Source organism: Pseudomonas sp. P1_F7 (assembly GCF_056405655.1).
In genome coordinates this window covers 180,320-194,290 of record NZ_JBFUBR010000008.1, presented here as the reverse complement: position 1 = coordinate 194,290, position 13,971 = coordinate 180,320, and the positions used below count along the sequence as shown (strand labels likewise).

Sequence of the window (13,971 nt, the reverse complement as noted above, 5' to 3'; positions counted from 1 at the left end):
CATGGTGATGAGTGACAAACCCACGATCGTGCTGGTCCATGGTTTTTGGGGCGGCGCTGCCCACTGGAACAAGGTCATCGTCAAATTGCTCAGCCGGGGTGACACGCACATTCGTGCCGTCGAGTTGCCGCTGACTTCGCTGGCCGAGGATGCCGAGCGTACGCGCAAGATGGTCGCCCAGGTGCCCGGTCCGGTGCTGCTGGTGGGGCATTCCTATGGCGGTGCGGTCATCACTGAAGCGGGTGATTTGCCGAATGTGGTGGGCCTGGTGTACATCGCCGCCTTCGCGCCGGACGCTGGTGAAAGCCCCGGGGGCATCACGCAACGGCATTTCCCAGCGGCGGCGGCCAACCTGGCTCCCGACAGCGACGGTTACCTGTGGGTCAAGCCTGAGCTCTACCACGAAAGCTTCTGTCAGGACCTGCCGGCGACCGAAGGGATGGTCATGGGCCTCACCCAGAAAGCGCCGCTGGCCAGCACCTTCGACGACACCATTGGTACGGTGGCCTGGAAGAAAAAGCCATCGTGGTATCAGATTTCGACCGCAGACCGGATGATCGCGCCACAGAACCAGCAATGGATGGCCGCGCGGCTCAACGCCCGGGAGATTCTGACCTTGAATGCCAGCCATGCGTCATTGGCGTCGATGCCCGCCGAAGTGGCGGCTTTGATCGACAGGGCAGCGACGGCGTTGGCCGAGGGTTAGGGTCTAAATGCAACCCGAATCGGGAATTTCCATGGCGACGTCTGGTCGGTATTTTGGAGAAGGGTGGGTGTAAGGTAAGCAAGTCAACCTGATATCACTGCCCAGGAGGAGGTGACTATGAGCGTTCCGATGCTGAACAAAATGCACATGAACGGCTATGACGTGCTCCGCGTGAACAACGGCCCCTGGCGGGTATGCACCCAGGGTGACCGACTGGGTTCGTTTGACAGTCGGGAAGAAGCACTGGCGTTTGCCGCGTCGTTGCCCGGCTACAGGGCTAGTGCTGGCAGGCCGGCGCGCAGCCATCAGGCAAAGTGAAGTCCAGCCCGAAGCCCGGTTCTCCGGTAATCTCCTGTAGGAGCGAGCTTGCTCGCGATGGTCGCTAACGATAACGCGTGTTTCCTGGCTAAACTCGGCGCGCTTGAGTCCATCGCGAGCAAGCTCGCTCCTACAAAGTCCTTAAGGGCGCTAGTAGCCGCCGCCTCCGCTAGGGCGGGAGGGTTCTCGAGCCTTTTGCTGCATGTGGCTCCATTCCGCGCACGTCATAAAGCTTTTGTGGTCGACCATGCCGCGGCCATCGAAACTGACGTTGTACGGCTGCTGATGGTCGGCATGAGTCAGTCTGTAGTCAAAGCACGTACCGGGTTCGACGGTGCGATCGGTGACCGCCAGGGGCTGTCCGCCGATTTGTCGGACTTGCTCCTGGCTCATGCCGGTGTCGACTTTCGCGACCAGCGGCTGGTCCTGGTAGATCGAGTTGGTGCTGCAGCCTGCCAACGCGGTCAGTGCGACGACCAGCGTGAATAGAGGCCTGTTCATGGCAGCGCTCCCGCTATTGAGCCTTGTTGCGGCTAATGACCTTGGCTTTCACTTCCTCGGCGTAGCCGGACAGTTTTGCTTCATCACCTTGAAACAAAGAACACAGTTTCTGAACGGCTTGTGCGTCGATGTCGTTCCCGAGCAGACGCAATTGCTGCTCGATGCGCAACAGCTCCACAGCCGACCAGCGCAAATCTGACGCAAGCCCTTGCAGATCACGCCGAAGTTCCTGTTCCGATTCGTTAAGCCACATGATGACCTCCTGAACTCCTCACTCCGGAATTTTAGACCCGTTTACCGCACCGGATGTTGTGTTCGTCTGAATCAGCGGGGTTTCCTTTGGTCGGGAAAAAACTGATATCGGCCCATCAACTCAGCGGGTCAGAATGGGAGTAAGTCACGCAACGACAGCATGGAGCCTGCGAAAGATGGATGGATTATCTGAACGCAAGGAACTAACCGGGCGAAGTGATATCAATGACAGTCGCTGAATCGTTGGGGATGGCTGTAGGGACGACGGCGAGCTACATTTTCTTATTTCGAATTAAAGGAAGCAGCATGCGGATGTTGATGGGGGGAGTCGCTCTGGCATTGCTGGCCGGGTGTTCGTTGCCGGCGTCGCTGGTACCGGGCGAGCCGAATGTCAGCAAGCACAGCGCGAAGACGCCAAAAGAGTATGCGGCGTGTGTGTTGCCTGCCTGGCAAAAGGAAGTATCGAATACCACCCAGGTTTCGATATCCAACGGATACCGCATCACCGCGCCCAGCGTTATCACGGCCGACGAAGTGGTGGATATCGTGAAGTACAAGGACGGCAGCCGGGTTTCGCTGTATCAGGGGCCACCTTGGGCCAAGTCCGGCGACCTGCGCAAAATCGTGCGCGACTGTTTGTAAGCGCGGGAGCGTGAAAATCGATCACCGACCGTTTTTCGTCTGAATCGAGAAAAAACCGGATGCCTGGCGTGCATCCGGTTTTTTTTTGTCGATCAGTCTGAAAGATTGGTCGTCGGGATGATTTGCTCGCTGGCCTGGGCGCCGCTTTTCCGTTCCCGACGCTCGTTCATCCAGTTTTCCACCTTTACGCCGAATTCCGGTGGGGCCTTGCGCCCGAACTTCCTGGCGATGTCGAGGATGGTTTGTTGGGCGAGGGCCTCCTCCATGCGTTTTTGCGCAACCATCATCGCGCCATGGACCGCGCACGGACCGTCCAATGCCCATTCAGGCGGAGTGCCGTCAAACACTGCGCAACGGCCACGGATCTCCCGACAATCGAAGATCGACTTGCGACCGTCAATGGCATTGACGATATCCAGCAGGGTGATTTCGTCTGCGGGCCGGGCCAGCTTGAAGCCGCCGCGCATGCCTTCGGTGGCGACCACCAGGTTGCCTTTGGCCAGTTTGGTGAAGATTTTCGCCAGATAGTCCAGGGGAACGCCTTGCAATTCGGCAAGGTCGCGCACGCTCGCCTCGCGCGAGTCGCCGCTATTGCCTACGAGAAAAAGCAAGCAGTGGATGCCGTACTCGACACCCGCGCTGTAAAGAGACATACATATCTCCGACTTGATTAGTCGCCAATATTACCAGCCGAAAGCAAGCCAGGCAACGAATCGTCGCGTCATGAATTTTCTTTTGCAGCTTGAAAAATCCTTGTTATGCGCGTTCTTGAGCCTTTTCTGGCGAGGCATCGGCGCATTCGATGGCTGCCATCAAAAAAAACGGGTTGCAGGTTTTAACTAGGATCAATACAGTCGTAGTTGTTCGAGCGGCACAGGTGAGCAATTCTCAAAAAACACCTACCTCATGCCCGCTCCCGATGAGCGCGACTCACAACACTTGGTTATCCCCTGGAGTTAAAAATGAAGCAGCACATTCTGGTAATCGGCGCAGGTTTCGGTGGCATGTGGACCGCTTTGAGTGCCACGCGTCTGTTCGATATTCACGGCCACAACGACGTTGAAGTGACCGTGCTGGCTCCTCAGGCCGAGCTGCGTGTGCGTCCGCGCTTCTATGAACCGAATGCCCATCAACTGGCCGCGCCGATTGGCGATCTGTTTGATGTTGTAGGGGTCAATTTCATCAAGGGCGCGGCGCAGACCATCAACGTCGGGCAAAAACAGGTGGGCTATGTCGATGCCACAGGTGCCCAACAGGTCTGCAGCTACGACAAACTCGTTCTGGCCACCGGCAGTCGCCTGGCTTCGCCGAACACGCCGGGCGTGGCCGAACATGCCTTCGACGTCGATCAGATCGAACAGGCCGTGCGTCTGGAAAACCACCTCAAGGCGCTGGCCAGCCAGCCTCAAAGCAAGGCGCGCAACACGGTGGTGGTGGCCGGTGGTGGTTTCACCGGGATCGAAACGGCGACTGAAATGCCGAGCCGTCTGCGGGCCATCCTCGGCGACCGTGCCGACATCAATGTGATCATCGTTGACCGTGGCGACAAAATTGGCGGCTCGATGGGTGAGCAAATCGCCGAATCGATCGTCGAGGCCAGCCTGGCAACTGGTGTGCAATGGCACTTGAACGCCTCGGTTGTGTCGGTCGATGCCAACGGCGTCACCCTGTCCGACGGTGCTCGTATCGATGCCAACACCGTGGTCTGGACCACCGGCGTCCGCGCCAGCTCGCTGACCGAACAGATTCCGGCCGAACGCGATCACCTGGGCCGCCTGCATGTCGATGCGCACCTGAAAGTCATTGGCCAGGACGACATCTTCGCCACTGGCGACGTCGCCTATGCGGCCAGTGACGAGATCGGCAACCACGCCTTGATGACCTGCCAGCACGCTATTTCGCTGGGCCGTCACGCCGGCAACAACGTCGCCGCGCAGATTCTCGGTGTGGACCCGACGCCGTACAGCCAGCCGAAATACGTGACCTGCCTCGATCTGGGCGCCTGGGGCGCGGTGTACACCGAGGGTTGGGATCGTCAGGTCAAGTTGGTCAAGGAAGAAGCCAAGGCGCTGAAGACTCAGATCAATACCCAGTGGATCTATCCGCCAGCGGCTGATCGTGTCGCTGCATTGGCTTCGGCGGATCCGATGATTCCTGTGGCCTGATTGATTCGAACATCGGGTCTGAATAAAAAATCCCGCTCGGGTTCGCCTGAGCGGGATTTTTTACGCCTGGATTGCTTGTGTGAAAATTACCGTGTATTTTTTCATGAAATTAAAAATACAAAATTTCACGAGGCCGTATGTTTCAGCAATCCACCCGGCATGTCGCCAGTTACTACGCCCATACCTGCGCCGATCGTCTGGTCGATCGAGCCGCTCTGGAGGGCGAGCAAGACACTGAAGTGCTGATCATCGGGGCCGGGTTCAGTGGATTGCACACGGCTTTGCGCCTGGCGCTGGCCGGCAAGCGCGTGACCTTGCTCGAAGCCAGCCGGGTGGCCTGGGCCGCGTCCGGGCGTAATGGCGGCCAGGCGATCCTCGGCTGGTCGTGCGACATGCCACCGCTGGAAGCGGCGCTGGGTTACGAACGGGCGCGGCGCTTGTGGGACGGCATGCGCTGGGCCGCACGCGAGCTGCGTGACTTGCCCGGCCGCCATGGGTTCGATTGCGACTACCGCGCCGGTCATCTGTGGACTTCGGTGATGCCGCGTCGGGTCGGACTGCTGACCGAGTGGCAACACGAGGCCAGTCACAAATGGGGTCACGACAAACTGCAATTCATTCCACGGCAACAGTTGCCGGAGTGGGTGGCCAGCGAGCGTTATCAGGCGGGCCTGTTCGACCCCGAGGGCGGGCATCTGAATCCGCTGAAACTGGCCCTTGGCCTCGCGGATGCGGTTGAGCGGGCCGGTGGTCGCATACACGAGCAAAGCAAGGCGCTGAGCTATGGCGAGGAGGGCGACGGTTTTGTGGTGACGACCGAGCGCGGTCGTATTCGCGCCGATGTGCTGGTGCTGGCGTGCAACGCTTACCTCGATCGACTCGACCCGCAACTGGCCAGCTGCGTATTGCCGGTCGGCACCTATCAGGTCGCGACTGCGCCGCTGACGAAGGAGCAAGCCACCGCGTTGCTGCCGAGCAACGTGTGCGTGACCGACAACCAGTTCGTGCTCGATTATTTCCGCCGCACCCCGGATAACCGCCTGCTGTTCGGCGGCGGTTGCACTTACCTGGGCGGGATGCCCAAGGACATCGCCGCCGCGACCCGGCCGTTCCTGGAGCGCGTGTTCCCGCAACTCACGGGTGTCGGGCTGGAGTTTGCCTGGGGCGGGCACATCGACCTGACCCTCAAGCGCACACCGGATATCGGCCGTCGTGGCGATCTGTACTGGATGCAGGGGTATTCCGGGCATGGCGTGCTGCCAACACTGGCCGCGGCGCGGGCGGTGTCCGACGCGATCCTCGGTCAACCCGACGAACTGTCCCTGTACCAGGGCCTGAACAACGGCAGTTTCCCCGGCGGCAAATACCTGGCCGCGCCGCTGGAAGCCATCGGCAAGGCCTGGTATCGACTGCGCGACAGCATTTGAAGCGACACTTTCTGGAAGCCTCTAGATGGACATGCAAGAAGAAATCTCGGCGTTGGCGATCCTGATCCAGGACCTGCGCAAGCACAAGAAGTACACCCTGAAGGAATTGGCGGACAAAATCGGCCGCTCCGTCGGTTTTCTGTCCCAGGTCGAGCGCGGCCTGTCGCGCCCGACGGTAGCTGACTTGACCGCCATCAGCGAAACCCTGGGGGTGCCGACCACCTATTTCTACAGTCTGCCCAAACCCATGGCGTTGTCCTGGGTCACCCGCCCGGACGAGCGCCGCACGCTGTACTACGCCGATGGCATTACCGACATCCTCGTTTCGCCAAAAATGCGCGCGTCGTTCTCGATGCTCGAAAGCCAGCTGGAGCCCGGCGCCAGCAGTGGTGACCGGCATATGAAGGACAGCTCGGAGCAGGGCGGTTATGTCCTCGAAGGGGAACTGACCCTGTGGCTCGATGACAACGACCCGGTGACCTTGCGTCCCGGCGACAGCTTTCAACTGGCCAGCCATGCGCACTGTCGCTACGGCAACCTGTCCGACCAACTGACCCGCGTGCTTTGGGTTTACACCTGATAACAACAAGGAACAAAACGATGGATGCTGTGTGCTCTGAACTGCTGGCCGAGGTTCGCAACTTCCGCCACTGCAACCCCGAAGTGCGTTACGTCGACCTGATCTCCCTGGACATTCCGGGACATTTCTACGGCAAGCGCTACCCGATCGAGATGCTGGAAAAAGTCGCTGCCGGCAGTGCACTGAAACTGCCGCAAAACTGCGTGCTGCTCGGCACCCAGGGCGGACTGTTCAAGATCGGTGATTACTGCTTCAACGATGGTGACCCGGATGCGCTGCGCCGTTTGGTGCCTGGCACGCTGAAGCTGGTGAGCTGGGAAAAACAGCCCTTGGGCCAGATGCTGATCACCTCCGACGGCACGGAAAAACCGATCGAATTCGAACCGCGGGAAGTGCTGGCGCAGGTGCTGCAACGGCTCAAGCGCAAGGGCATTCATCCAGTGGTGGCCTTCGAGCTGGAGTTTTACCTGTTCGACAGCCGCTTGAAGGACGGCTTGCCGCAGTTCCCCCGTGATGAGCTGACCGGCGATGCCGATGATCAGCCGAACATGCACATCGAACGCTTGTCGCGATTCGCCCCGGTGCTCGATGAAATGGTCGAGACGGCGCGTGAGCAGGGCATCGATGCCACGGTGATTACCGCCGAACTCGGCCCGGGCCAGTTCGAAATCAACTTCGGCCATTGCGATGACGGCCTGCGCGCCGCCGACTGGGCCGCGCTGTTCTGCCGCAGCACCCGGGGCGTGGCGCTCAAGCACAACTACCGCGCCAGCTTCATGGCCAAACCTTACTTGCAGCACCCCGGCAGCGGCATGCACGTGCACGTCAGCCTGTATGACCAGGCCGGCAACAACCTGTTGGCGGCGAACGGGCAGCGGGCGCTGCGCCATGCAGTGGCCGGTTGCCTGGATGTGTTGCCGCACTGCATGCCGATCTTTGCCCCGAACCACAACGCCATGCGCCGCTTGAGCGCCACGGTGAACGTCGCGTCCCGCGCCAGTTGGGGCTTCGAGGATCGCGATGCCTGCTTGCGTATACCGGAGTCGGACGTCAAAAACCTGCGCATCGAACATCGCCTGGCGGGCGCCGATGCCAACCCTTATCTGGCGTTGGCGGCGATTCTGGTGGGGCTGGAGCAAGGTCTGGAAGGGGAGCGCGAGCCGATTGCACCGCTCAACGAAGACCGCAGCAGTGGTATCGATTTTCCGTTGGAAATGCTCGAAGCGGTGCAGTCCATGCAAAGTCACTCATCGCTGCGCGAAGGCTTGGGGGCAGAGTTCGTGGACGTCTACTGCGAAAACAAGCGTCAGGATCATCTGGCATTTCTGCATGACATCAGCGCGCGGGAGTATCGCTGGTTCCTGTAGCCGCCCCTAGAAAACATGTGGATATTGAAGGGGTTAGAAAGATTAGTAACTGAATAGTGAATAAAAATATCTTGTTACAGCCGGAAATATTCCGTAATATCCGCGCCGCGTTCACCACCACGGTTTATGCATTTTTAAATCCCAGGCGTCCATCAGCTGCCTGGGATTTTTTTTTGCCTGAAATTTAGTCGGCCGCTGACTCCAGCATCGGCGCTCGCTTGCCGAGCTTCATCAGCCAGTAGTAACTCAACGCCGGCACCAACAACCCTACGATCCACGCCAGATCCACCCCATCCAGCGCCGTGGCCACCGGACCGACGTACAGCGTGGTGTTCATGAACGGAATTTCCAGGGCAATCGCCAGCAGGAAACTGCCGCAGGCAATCCGGTTGACCCGCCCGTAGATCCCGTTCAGGTCGAAGATGTCGTCAATCCGGTACTGGCCTTTGCGCAGGCAGTAGTAGTCCACCAGATTGATCGCCGTCCACGGGATCAGGAAGTAGCTCATGAAGAAGATGAAGTTGAGGAAGAAGCTGATGAAGTCGTCCTGACTGATGGTGCACAGGGCCGTGGCCACCAGGCTGATCAGCAGCATGAACACGCCGCGTACTCGCGGGGTCACCTTGAGTCGGGCGAAAGGTTCGATCACGGTGATGGTCGACATGAACGCGCCGTACAGGTTGAACACGTTGATCGATACCTGGCCGTAGACGATGAAGGCGAACAGCAGCACCGCACCAGCGCCGAACAGACCGGCGACATGCCCGCCGACGTTGCTGGAAAAGTCGCTGATGCCGACGCTCAGGATCGCCCCGAGAATCATCATCCACGCACCGCCGCTGACCGTGCCGGCGTAGCTGTACCAGAACACCTGGGCGGTCGGCGTGTTGCTCGGCAGGTAGCGCGAATAGTCGGCGACGTAAGGCGCGTAGGACAGTTGCCAGGTCACGGCGATGCTCACCGCCACCAGGAACTTCGACAGCGAGAAGCCTGTCGGCAGCCATTGTTCGGCCGGGATCGGCAACTGCAAGGCGAGCACCGTGGCCGCCACGAACACCACCAGCGACAGAATTGACAGCAGCTTCTGCAAGCGGTGAATCAACCGATAGCCATAGAGCGCGACGACGAAGCACAACGCGCCGATCAGGTAGATATTGCCGGACATCGGCAGCGGGCTGACGGACTCCAGCGCCTGGGCCGCGAGCAAGGTGTTGCTGACGAAGAAGCCCAGGTAGATCAGCATCACGAACAGCAGCGGCAACACCGCCCCCAACACGCCGAATTGCGCCCGGCTCTGGATCATTTGCGGAATGCCCAGCTTCGGTCCCTGGGCCGAGTGGGAGGCCATGAAAATCGCCCCCAGCAACGAGCCGATGATGATCGCCAGCGCACTCCAGAACAGGTTGAGCCCCATCACCACCGGCAACACGCCGGAGGCGATGGTGGTGATGTTCATGTTGGCGCCGAACCAGATGTAGAACAGCGAGCCCGGCTTGCCGTGACGTTCGGCCTCGGGGATGAAATCGATGCTTCTTTTTTCGACTTGCATGGCGATCACTCCTGAGTCCGGACGAGGCGGGATTGCAGACGGGCGATGGTGCTTTCCAGCTGATGGGGCTGGTGGGCGAACAGATCCGGACGCTCGGGGATCAGGCTCAGGTAGTCGCGGTGTTCCAAGGCGCGCAGGCATTCGGTCGTGGTTAGGATTTCCAGTGCGTAGACCCAGTTGGTCATGATCAGCAGGGCCGAGTAATGCCCGGCCTCGGTGGTCGTGGTGCAGGCATCACTGACCAGGCGCACGTGATAGCCCAGGGCGAAAGCATCGAACACGCTGGTGAGTACGCAGACGTCGGTCAGCACGCCGCAGACGATCAGCGTGTCGACCTCCATTGCCTTGAGTCGGGCGTCGAGGTCGGTGCGGTGAAAGGCACTGTAACGGCCCTTGTCGATGATCAATTCACCGGGCTGCGGCGTCAGCGCCTCGATGATTTCCACTTGCCGGGTGCCGGCGCGGTAACTGCCGGGGCCACCGTCGGCGGCCAGAGGTTCGCCGTGGGGCAGGTCACTGCCGTCGGCCTGATTGATGTGGCGGGTATAGACGACAGGCATCCGCTGACGGCGGGCGGTATCGAGCAAGGCGGCGGTATTGGCGACTACCGTGTCGAGGTTTTCGAGGACGAATCCGTCCTCCTGCTGCATGTCGATGATCAACAGCGCGTTGTTATTGTTCATTGGGCAAACCTGATCAAAGGCGAAACACAAGGCACCGTACGCGCCATGCAATGGCGAGACGCGGGGTGCGTGATTGGCTGTTCGGGTGGGCTCAGTGAACTATTTGCCAGAAGCCGTTCTGCTTGGCCGAAACGCTGGCGCGCAGGCGTTTGAAATGCAGGTGCGAAGCGGTCCATTCACCGCGCAGGTAAGCCCGCGCGGCGCCGCAGGGAAGGGCGAGTGATGGGAGACGACCGGTAAGCATTGGAATCGACCCCTGTAGGAGCGAGCTTGCTCGCGAAAAACATCTGCACAACGCGGTCATTCAGATGGCGCGCGTTATCGTTGGCGTCCATCGCGAGCGAGCTCGCTCCTACCTGAACGCTGGCACCACGTGCTTGATGAACAGCTCCAGGGATTTTTTCTTCTCCGCGTGGGGCAGGCTGTTATCGCACCAGAAGCTGAATTCGTCGACCCCCAGTTCCTGGTAGTACTTGATGCGCGGAATGATTTCTTCCGGGGTGCCGATCATGGCGGTCTTGTGCAGGCTTTCCAGTTCGAACTCGGGGCGACCGGCGAATTTCTCTTCCGGGCTCGGCGCGAGGAAGCCGTTGACCGGGGTGGTCTTGTTGCCGAACCAGGCATCGAAGGTGCGGTAGAACTTCGAGATCGCCTTGGCCCCGACTTGCCAGCCTTCGGGATCGTCAGCGGTGTGCACGTGGGTGTGGCGCAACACCATCAATTGCGGGCGCGGCACGCCAGGATTGTTGTCCAGCGCGGCCTGGAATTTGTTCTTCAGGTCGAGGACTTCCTCGTCGCCTTTCATCAGCGGCGTGACCATGACGTTGCAGCCGTTGGCCACGGCGAAGTTGTGCGAGTCCGGGTCGCGGGCGGCGATCCACATCGGCGGGTTCGGCTGCTGGATCGGCTTGGGCACGCTGGTGGAGGTCGGGAATTTCCAGATGTCGCCGTCATGGGCGTAGTCGCCGTTCCACAGGGCCCGTACCACCGGGACCATTTCCCGCAGCGCCTGGCCGCCGGAGGATGCCGGCATGCCGCCGGCCATGCGGTCGAACTCGATCTGGTAGGCGCCACGGGCCAGACCGACTTCCATGCGCCCGTTGCTGATCACGTCGAGCAACGCGCATTCACCGGCCACCCGCAGCGGATGCCAGAACGGCGCGATGATGGTGCCGGCGCCCAGGTGGATGGTGGTGGTCTTGCCCGCCAGATAAGCCAGCAGCGGCATCGGGCTTGGCGAGATGGTGTACTCCATGGAGTGGTGTTCGCCGATCCACACGGTGCTGAAACCACCGGCCTCGGCCATCAGCGTCAGTTCGGTCAGGTCTTCGAACAACTGGCGGTGGCTGACGCTTTCGTCCCAACGTTCCATGTGTACGAACAGGGAAAACTTCATGACGCTTACCTCGGATCTTTTGTTGTTGGCCTGTCGACTGCGGGCCTGTTGGTTGTTGGTATACCATAATACTAAATTGTAGAAAAATATATTCTGACGAACAGTCCGGATCTCAGTCAGTAAAAGGTAGATCAAGCGCCACAGGTTGTATGTCAGTCATGTGATCGCTTCAGGCCAGAACGGGCAAAGCACCCATCTTGCCGTGGCAATACACCAGCGGGCCGGCATTCTGGTTGGGCACGATCAGGTTTTTCACCGCGCCGACCATGATGGCGTGGTCACCGCCTTCATATTCGCGCCACAGCTCACATTCGATGACCGCCGTGGCGTTGGCCAGAATCGGGTTGCCCAGTTCGCTCAACGTCCACTCGATCCCCTGGGCCTTGTCCTTGCCCTTGCGCGCGAAGGCATAGGCTTCGTTTTGCTGGCCGCCGGACAGCACGTGAATGGCAAAACGTTTGTTCTTGATCAGGACCGGGTAGGAGTCGGAGCTGTAGTTGGGGCAGAACAACACCAGGGCCGGGTCCATCGACAGCGAGCTGAAGGCGCTGGCGGTCAGGCCGACGATTTGCCCGTCGTCATCCAGGGTGGTGATCACGGTCACTCCGGACGGGAACGAACCCATGACTTGTTTGTAGATGGCGGCATCGATCATTGGACGGTCCTCGGTGGTGTTGCGCGGTTCTTATTTGTTTGTAGGTCTGATGGTATACCGTAATACATCTATTGCAAGGCCTTTTTGGGTGAACCGATAAACGTACGGATTTCGTCTGAAGCTCAATGATTACGGGGCTTTCAGCTAGCCAGTGCTGGCGTGAATCGGGCAGGATGCCGGTTCAGACGGGGGTTCAAAGTCCGGATCAGTCTTGTTTAAAGTTTGGAATACCATAATATGGTCCGCATCTGAGGGGCGGCCAAAGAGTCCCCCCGGTTTGGCTTCATACAAAGATAAGAACAGACAAACTCGAGTTCATGCACATGTCCCAGATGTCCCGGCAAGATCCGTTGATCGAGAACCACACGGTCGACTACGTTCCACTCGCAGAGCGCCACGGGAAGGCCCGCGATCTTTTCACCCTGTGGTTCAGCACCAACATCGCGCCACTGCCGATCGTCACCGGCGCCATGGTGGTCCAGGTGTTCCACCTCAACCTGTTCTGGGGTCTGCTGGCGATTGCCCTCGGGCACATGGTCGGCGGTGTGGTGATTGCCCTCGCGTCGGCCCAAGGGCCGTGCATGGGCATTCCGCAGATGGTGCAGAGCCGTGGTCAGTTCGGTCGCTACGGTGCGCTGCTGATCGTGTTCTTCGCGGCGCTGATCTACATCGGCTTCTTCATTTCCAACATCGTGCTGGCAGGCAAATCGATTGTCGGCATTGCGCCGTCGGTCCCGGTGCCGGCCAGTATTCTCATCGGTGCCCTCAGCGCCACGGCCATCGGGGTGATCGGTTATCGCTTCATCCATACCCTGAACCGTATCGGCACCTGGGTGATGGGCAGCGCGTTGCTCACCGGTTTCCTCTACATCTTCGCCCATGATCTGCCGGCGGATTTTTTCACCCGCGGCGGATTCAACCTGTCCGGCTGTCTGGCCACGGTGTCGCTGGGCATCATCTGGCAGATCAGCTTCTCGCCGTACGTGTCGGATTACTCGCGCTACCTGCCGGCGGACATCGGCATTACTCGGCCATTCTTCGCCACCTATCTGGGGGCGACGCTGGGCACGATCCTGTCCTTTACCTTCGGTGCCGTGGCGGTACTGGCAACCCCGGAAGGCACCGAGGCGATGGCGGCGGTCAAGCAGTCCACCGGCTGGCTGGGGCCGATCCTGATGGTGCTGTTCCTGCTCAACATCATCAGCCACAACGCCTTGAATCTGTATGGCGCGGTGCTGTCGATCATCACTTCGATCCAGACCTTCGCCAGCCAGTGGACGCCGAGCATCAAGGTGCGCGTGGTGTTGTCGGGCATCGTGCTGGCGGGCTGCTGCGTGGTGGCGCTGGGTGCCTCGGCGAATTTCATTTCGCAGTTCATCGGCCTGATTCTGGCGCTGTTGCTGGTGCTGGTGCCGTGGGCCTCGATCAACCTGATCGACTTCTACCTGATCAAGCGTCGTCGCTATGACATCGCCTCGATCTTCCGCGCCGACGGCGGCATCTACGGTCGCTTCAACCTGCACGCGATCATCGCCTACTTCATCGGCATCATCGTGCAGTTGCCGTTCGCCAATACGTCGCTGTATGTCGGGCCCTACGCCAATCTGGTAGACGGCGCGGACCTGTCGTGGCTGGTGGGGCTGGTGGTGACATGCCCGTTGTATTACTGCCTCGCTACGCGCAGCCAGGCGCAGGAAAGCCGTTCTGTGAAGTTCGGCTATACCGACTGA

The 13,971-nt window shown here is 59.9% G+C and carries 16 protein-coding genes; 8 read left to right on the top strand and 8 right to left on the bottom strand.

Annotated elements, in window-relative coordinates; genetic code table 11:
• Window positions 1-7 precede the first annotated feature (7 nt).
• Entirely contained in the window at window positions 8-706 is a 699-nt protein-coding gene (locus AC1D1M_RS14565) for an alpha/beta hydrolase (protein ID WP_477776165.1), read from the top strand.
• A gap of 117 nt (window positions 707-823) precedes the next feature.
• Window positions 824-1,024 carry a DUF2188 domain-containing protein gene (locus AC1D1M_RS14560; RefSeq protein ID WP_477776164.1) on the top strand — a complete coding sequence of 67 codons (201 nt, stop codon included), beginning with the start codon at window positions 824-826 and terminating at the stop codon, window positions 1,022-1,024.
• 150 nt (window positions 1,025-1,174) lie between these two features.
• Here the strand turns inward: AC1D1M_RS14560 and osmE are convergent, their stop codons facing one another.
• Together osmE and AC1D1M_RS14550 are read right to left on the bottom strand one after the other, a co-directional pair.
• Window positions 1,175-1,525: an osmotically-inducible lipoprotein OsmE gene (gene osmE / locus AC1D1M_RS14555; protein WP_477776163.1), complete on the bottom strand. Its 351-nt coding sequence runs from the start codon at window positions 1,523-1,525 to the stop codon at window positions 1,175-1,177.
• Window positions 1,526-1,538: 13 nt separating this feature from the next.
• Window positions 1,539-1,778: a hypothetical protein gene (locus AC1D1M_RS14550; RefSeq protein WP_116263595.1), complete on the bottom strand. Its 240-nt coding sequence runs from the start codon at window positions 1,776-1,778 to the stop codon at window positions 1,539-1,541.
• A gap of 305 nt (window positions 1,779-2,083) precedes the next feature.
• Between AC1D1M_RS14550 and AC1D1M_RS14545 the strand changes: the two genes are divergently transcribed.
• Window positions 2,084-2,419, top strand: a complete 336-nt coding sequence (locus AC1D1M_RS14545; RefSeq protein ID WP_477776162.1) for a hypothetical protein — start codon at window positions 2,084-2,086, stop codon at window positions 2,417-2,419.
• 92 nt (window positions 2,420-2,511) lie between these two features.
• Here AC1D1M_RS14545 and AC1D1M_RS14540 read toward each other — a convergent pair whose 3' ends face one another.
• Entirely contained in the window at window positions 2,512-3,072 is a 561-nt protein-coding gene (locus AC1D1M_RS14540) for an RrF2 family transcriptional regulator (protein WP_477776161.1), read from the bottom strand.
• Window positions 3,073-3,381: 309 nt separating this feature from the next.
• Here AC1D1M_RS14540 and AC1D1M_RS14535 point away from each other — a divergent pair, with 309 nt between their 5' ends.
• The 4 genes from AC1D1M_RS14535 (at window position 3,382) to AC1D1M_RS14520 (ending at window position 7,958) form a co-directional block, all read left to right on the top strand.
• Window positions 3,382-4,584, top strand: a complete 1,203-nt coding sequence (locus tag AC1D1M_RS14535; RefSeq protein WP_477776160.1) for an NAD(P)/FAD-dependent oxidoreductase — start codon at window positions 3,382-3,384, stop codon at window positions 4,582-4,584.
• Window positions 4,585-4,721: 137 nt separating this feature from the next.
• Window positions 4,722-6,011 carry an NAD(P)/FAD-dependent oxidoreductase gene (locus tag AC1D1M_RS14530; RefSeq protein ID WP_477776159.1) on the top strand — a complete coding sequence of 430 codons (1,290 nt, stop codon included), beginning with the start codon at window positions 4,722-4,724 and terminating at the stop codon, window positions 6,009-6,011.
• 25 nt (window positions 6,012-6,036) lie between these two features.
• Window positions 6,037-6,591 (top strand): helix-turn-helix domain-containing protein, encoded by a 555-nt coding sequence (locus AC1D1M_RS14525; RefSeq protein WP_477776158.1) that lies wholly within the window; start codon window positions 6,037-6,039, stop codon window positions 6,589-6,591.
• A 20-nt stretch (window positions 6,592-6,611) separates the two neighbouring features.
• On the top strand, window positions 6,612-7,958 hold the full coding sequence (locus tag AC1D1M_RS14520) for a glutamine synthetase family protein (protein ID WP_477776157.1): 1,347 nt from the start codon (window positions 6,612-6,614) through the stop codon (window positions 7,956-7,958).
• A gap of 184 nt (window positions 7,959-8,142) precedes the next feature.
• Here the strand turns inward: AC1D1M_RS14520 and AC1D1M_RS14515 are convergent, their stop codons facing one another.
• The 5 genes from AC1D1M_RS14515 to AC1D1M_RS14495 form a co-directional block, all read right to left on the bottom strand.
• Window positions 8,143-9,507, bottom strand: a complete 1,365-nt coding sequence (locus AC1D1M_RS14515; RefSeq protein ID WP_477776156.1) for a purine-cytosine permease family protein — start codon at window positions 9,505-9,507, stop codon at window positions 8,143-8,145.
• A 5-nt stretch (window positions 9,508-9,512) separates the two neighbouring features.
• Window positions 9,513-10,190: a cysteine hydrolase family protein gene (locus tag AC1D1M_RS14510; RefSeq protein ID WP_477776155.1), complete on the bottom strand. Its 678-nt coding sequence runs from the start codon at window positions 10,188-10,190 to the stop codon at window positions 9,513-9,515.
• Window positions 10,191-10,281: 91 nt separating this feature from the next.
• Window positions 10,282-10,434: a hypothetical protein gene (locus AC1D1M_RS14505; protein WP_477776154.1), complete on the bottom strand. Its 153-nt coding sequence runs from the start codon at window positions 10,432-10,434 to the stop codon at window positions 10,282-10,284.
• 108 nt (window positions 10,435-10,542) lie between these two features.
• Window positions 10,543-11,586 carry an LLM class flavin-dependent oxidoreductase gene (locus AC1D1M_RS14500; RefSeq protein WP_218432959.1) on the bottom strand — a complete coding sequence of 348 codons (1,044 nt, stop codon included), beginning with the start codon at window positions 11,584-11,586 and terminating at the stop codon, window positions 10,543-10,545.
• 169 nt (window positions 11,587-11,755) lie between these two features.
• A complete protein-coding gene (locus AC1D1M_RS14495) occupies window positions 11,756-12,241 on the bottom strand; it encodes a flavin reductase family protein (RefSeq protein ID WP_046043515.1) in 486 nt (161 codons plus the stop codon).
• Between the two features lie 323 nt (window positions 12,242-12,564).
• Here AC1D1M_RS14495 and AC1D1M_RS14490 point away from each other — a divergent pair, with 323 nt between their 5' ends.
• Window positions 12,565-13,971: a purine-cytosine permease family protein gene (locus tag AC1D1M_RS14490; RefSeq protein ID WP_477776153.1), complete on the top strand. Its 1,407-nt coding sequence runs from the start codon at window positions 12,565-12,567 to the stop codon at window positions 13,969-13,971.

Bases quoted from the DNA above. Each gene is read 5' to 3' on its own strand.
- AC1D1M_RS14505 (WP_477776154.1), bottom strand. From the start codon at position 10,434: ATGCTTACCGGTCGTCTCCCATCACTCGCCCTTCCCTGCGGCGCCGCG.
- AC1D1M_RS14510 (WP_477776155.1), bottom strand. From the start codon at position 10,190: ATGAACAATAACAACGCGCTGTTGATCATCGACATGCAGCAGGAGGAC.
- AC1D1M_RS14500 (WP_218432959.1), bottom strand. From the start codon at position 11,586: ATGAAGTTTTCCCTGTTCGTACACATGGAACGTTGGGACGAAAGCGTC.
- AC1D1M_RS14545 (WP_477776162.1), top strand. From the start codon at position 2,084: ATGCGGATGTTGATGGGGGGAGTCGCTCTGGCATTGCTGGCCGGGTGT.
- AC1D1M_RS14565 (WP_477776165.1), top strand. From the start codon at position 8: ATGAGTGACAAACCCACGATCGTGCTGGTCCATGGTTTTTGGGGCGGC.
- AC1D1M_RS14530 (WP_477776159.1), top strand. From the start codon at position 4,722: ATGTTTCAGCAATCCACCCGGCATGTCGCCAGTTACTACGCCCATACC.
- AC1D1M_RS14490 (WP_477776153.1), top strand. From the start codon at position 12,565: ATGTCCCAGATGTCCCGGCAAGATCCGTTGATCGAGAACCACACGGTC.
- AC1D1M_RS14525 (WP_477776158.1), top strand. From the start codon at position 6,037: ATGGACATGCAAGAAGAAATCTCGGCGTTGGCGATCCTGATCCAGGAC.
- AC1D1M_RS14520 (WP_477776157.1), top strand. From the start codon at position 6,612: ATGGATGCTGTGTGCTCTGAACTGCTGGCCGAGGTTCGCAACTTCCGC.
- osmE (WP_477776163.1), bottom strand. From the start codon at position 1,525: ATGAACAGGCCTCTATTCACGCTGGTCGTCGCACTGACCGCGTTGGCA.
- AC1D1M_RS14540 (WP_477776161.1), bottom strand. From the start codon at position 3,072: ATGTCTCTTTACAGCGCGGGTGTCGAGTACGGCATCCACTGCTTGCTT.
- AC1D1M_RS14495 (WP_046043515.1), bottom strand. From the start codon at position 12,241: ATGATCGATGCCGCCATCTACAAACAAGTCATGGGTTCGTTCCCGTCC.
- AC1D1M_RS14515 (WP_477776156.1), bottom strand. From the start codon at position 9,507: ATGCAAGTCGAAAAAAGAAGCATCGATTTCATCCCCGAGGCCGAACGT.
- AC1D1M_RS14550 (WP_116263595.1), bottom strand. From the start codon at position 1,778: ATGTGGCTTAACGAATCGGAACAGGAACTTCGGCGTGATCTGCAAGGG.
- AC1D1M_RS14535 (WP_477776160.1), top strand. From the start codon at position 3,382: ATGAAGCAGCACATTCTGGTAATCGGCGCAGGTTTCGGTGGCATGTGG.
- AC1D1M_RS14560 (WP_477776164.1), top strand. From the start codon at position 824: ATGAGCGTTCCGATGCTGAACAAAATGCACATGAACGGCTATGACGTG.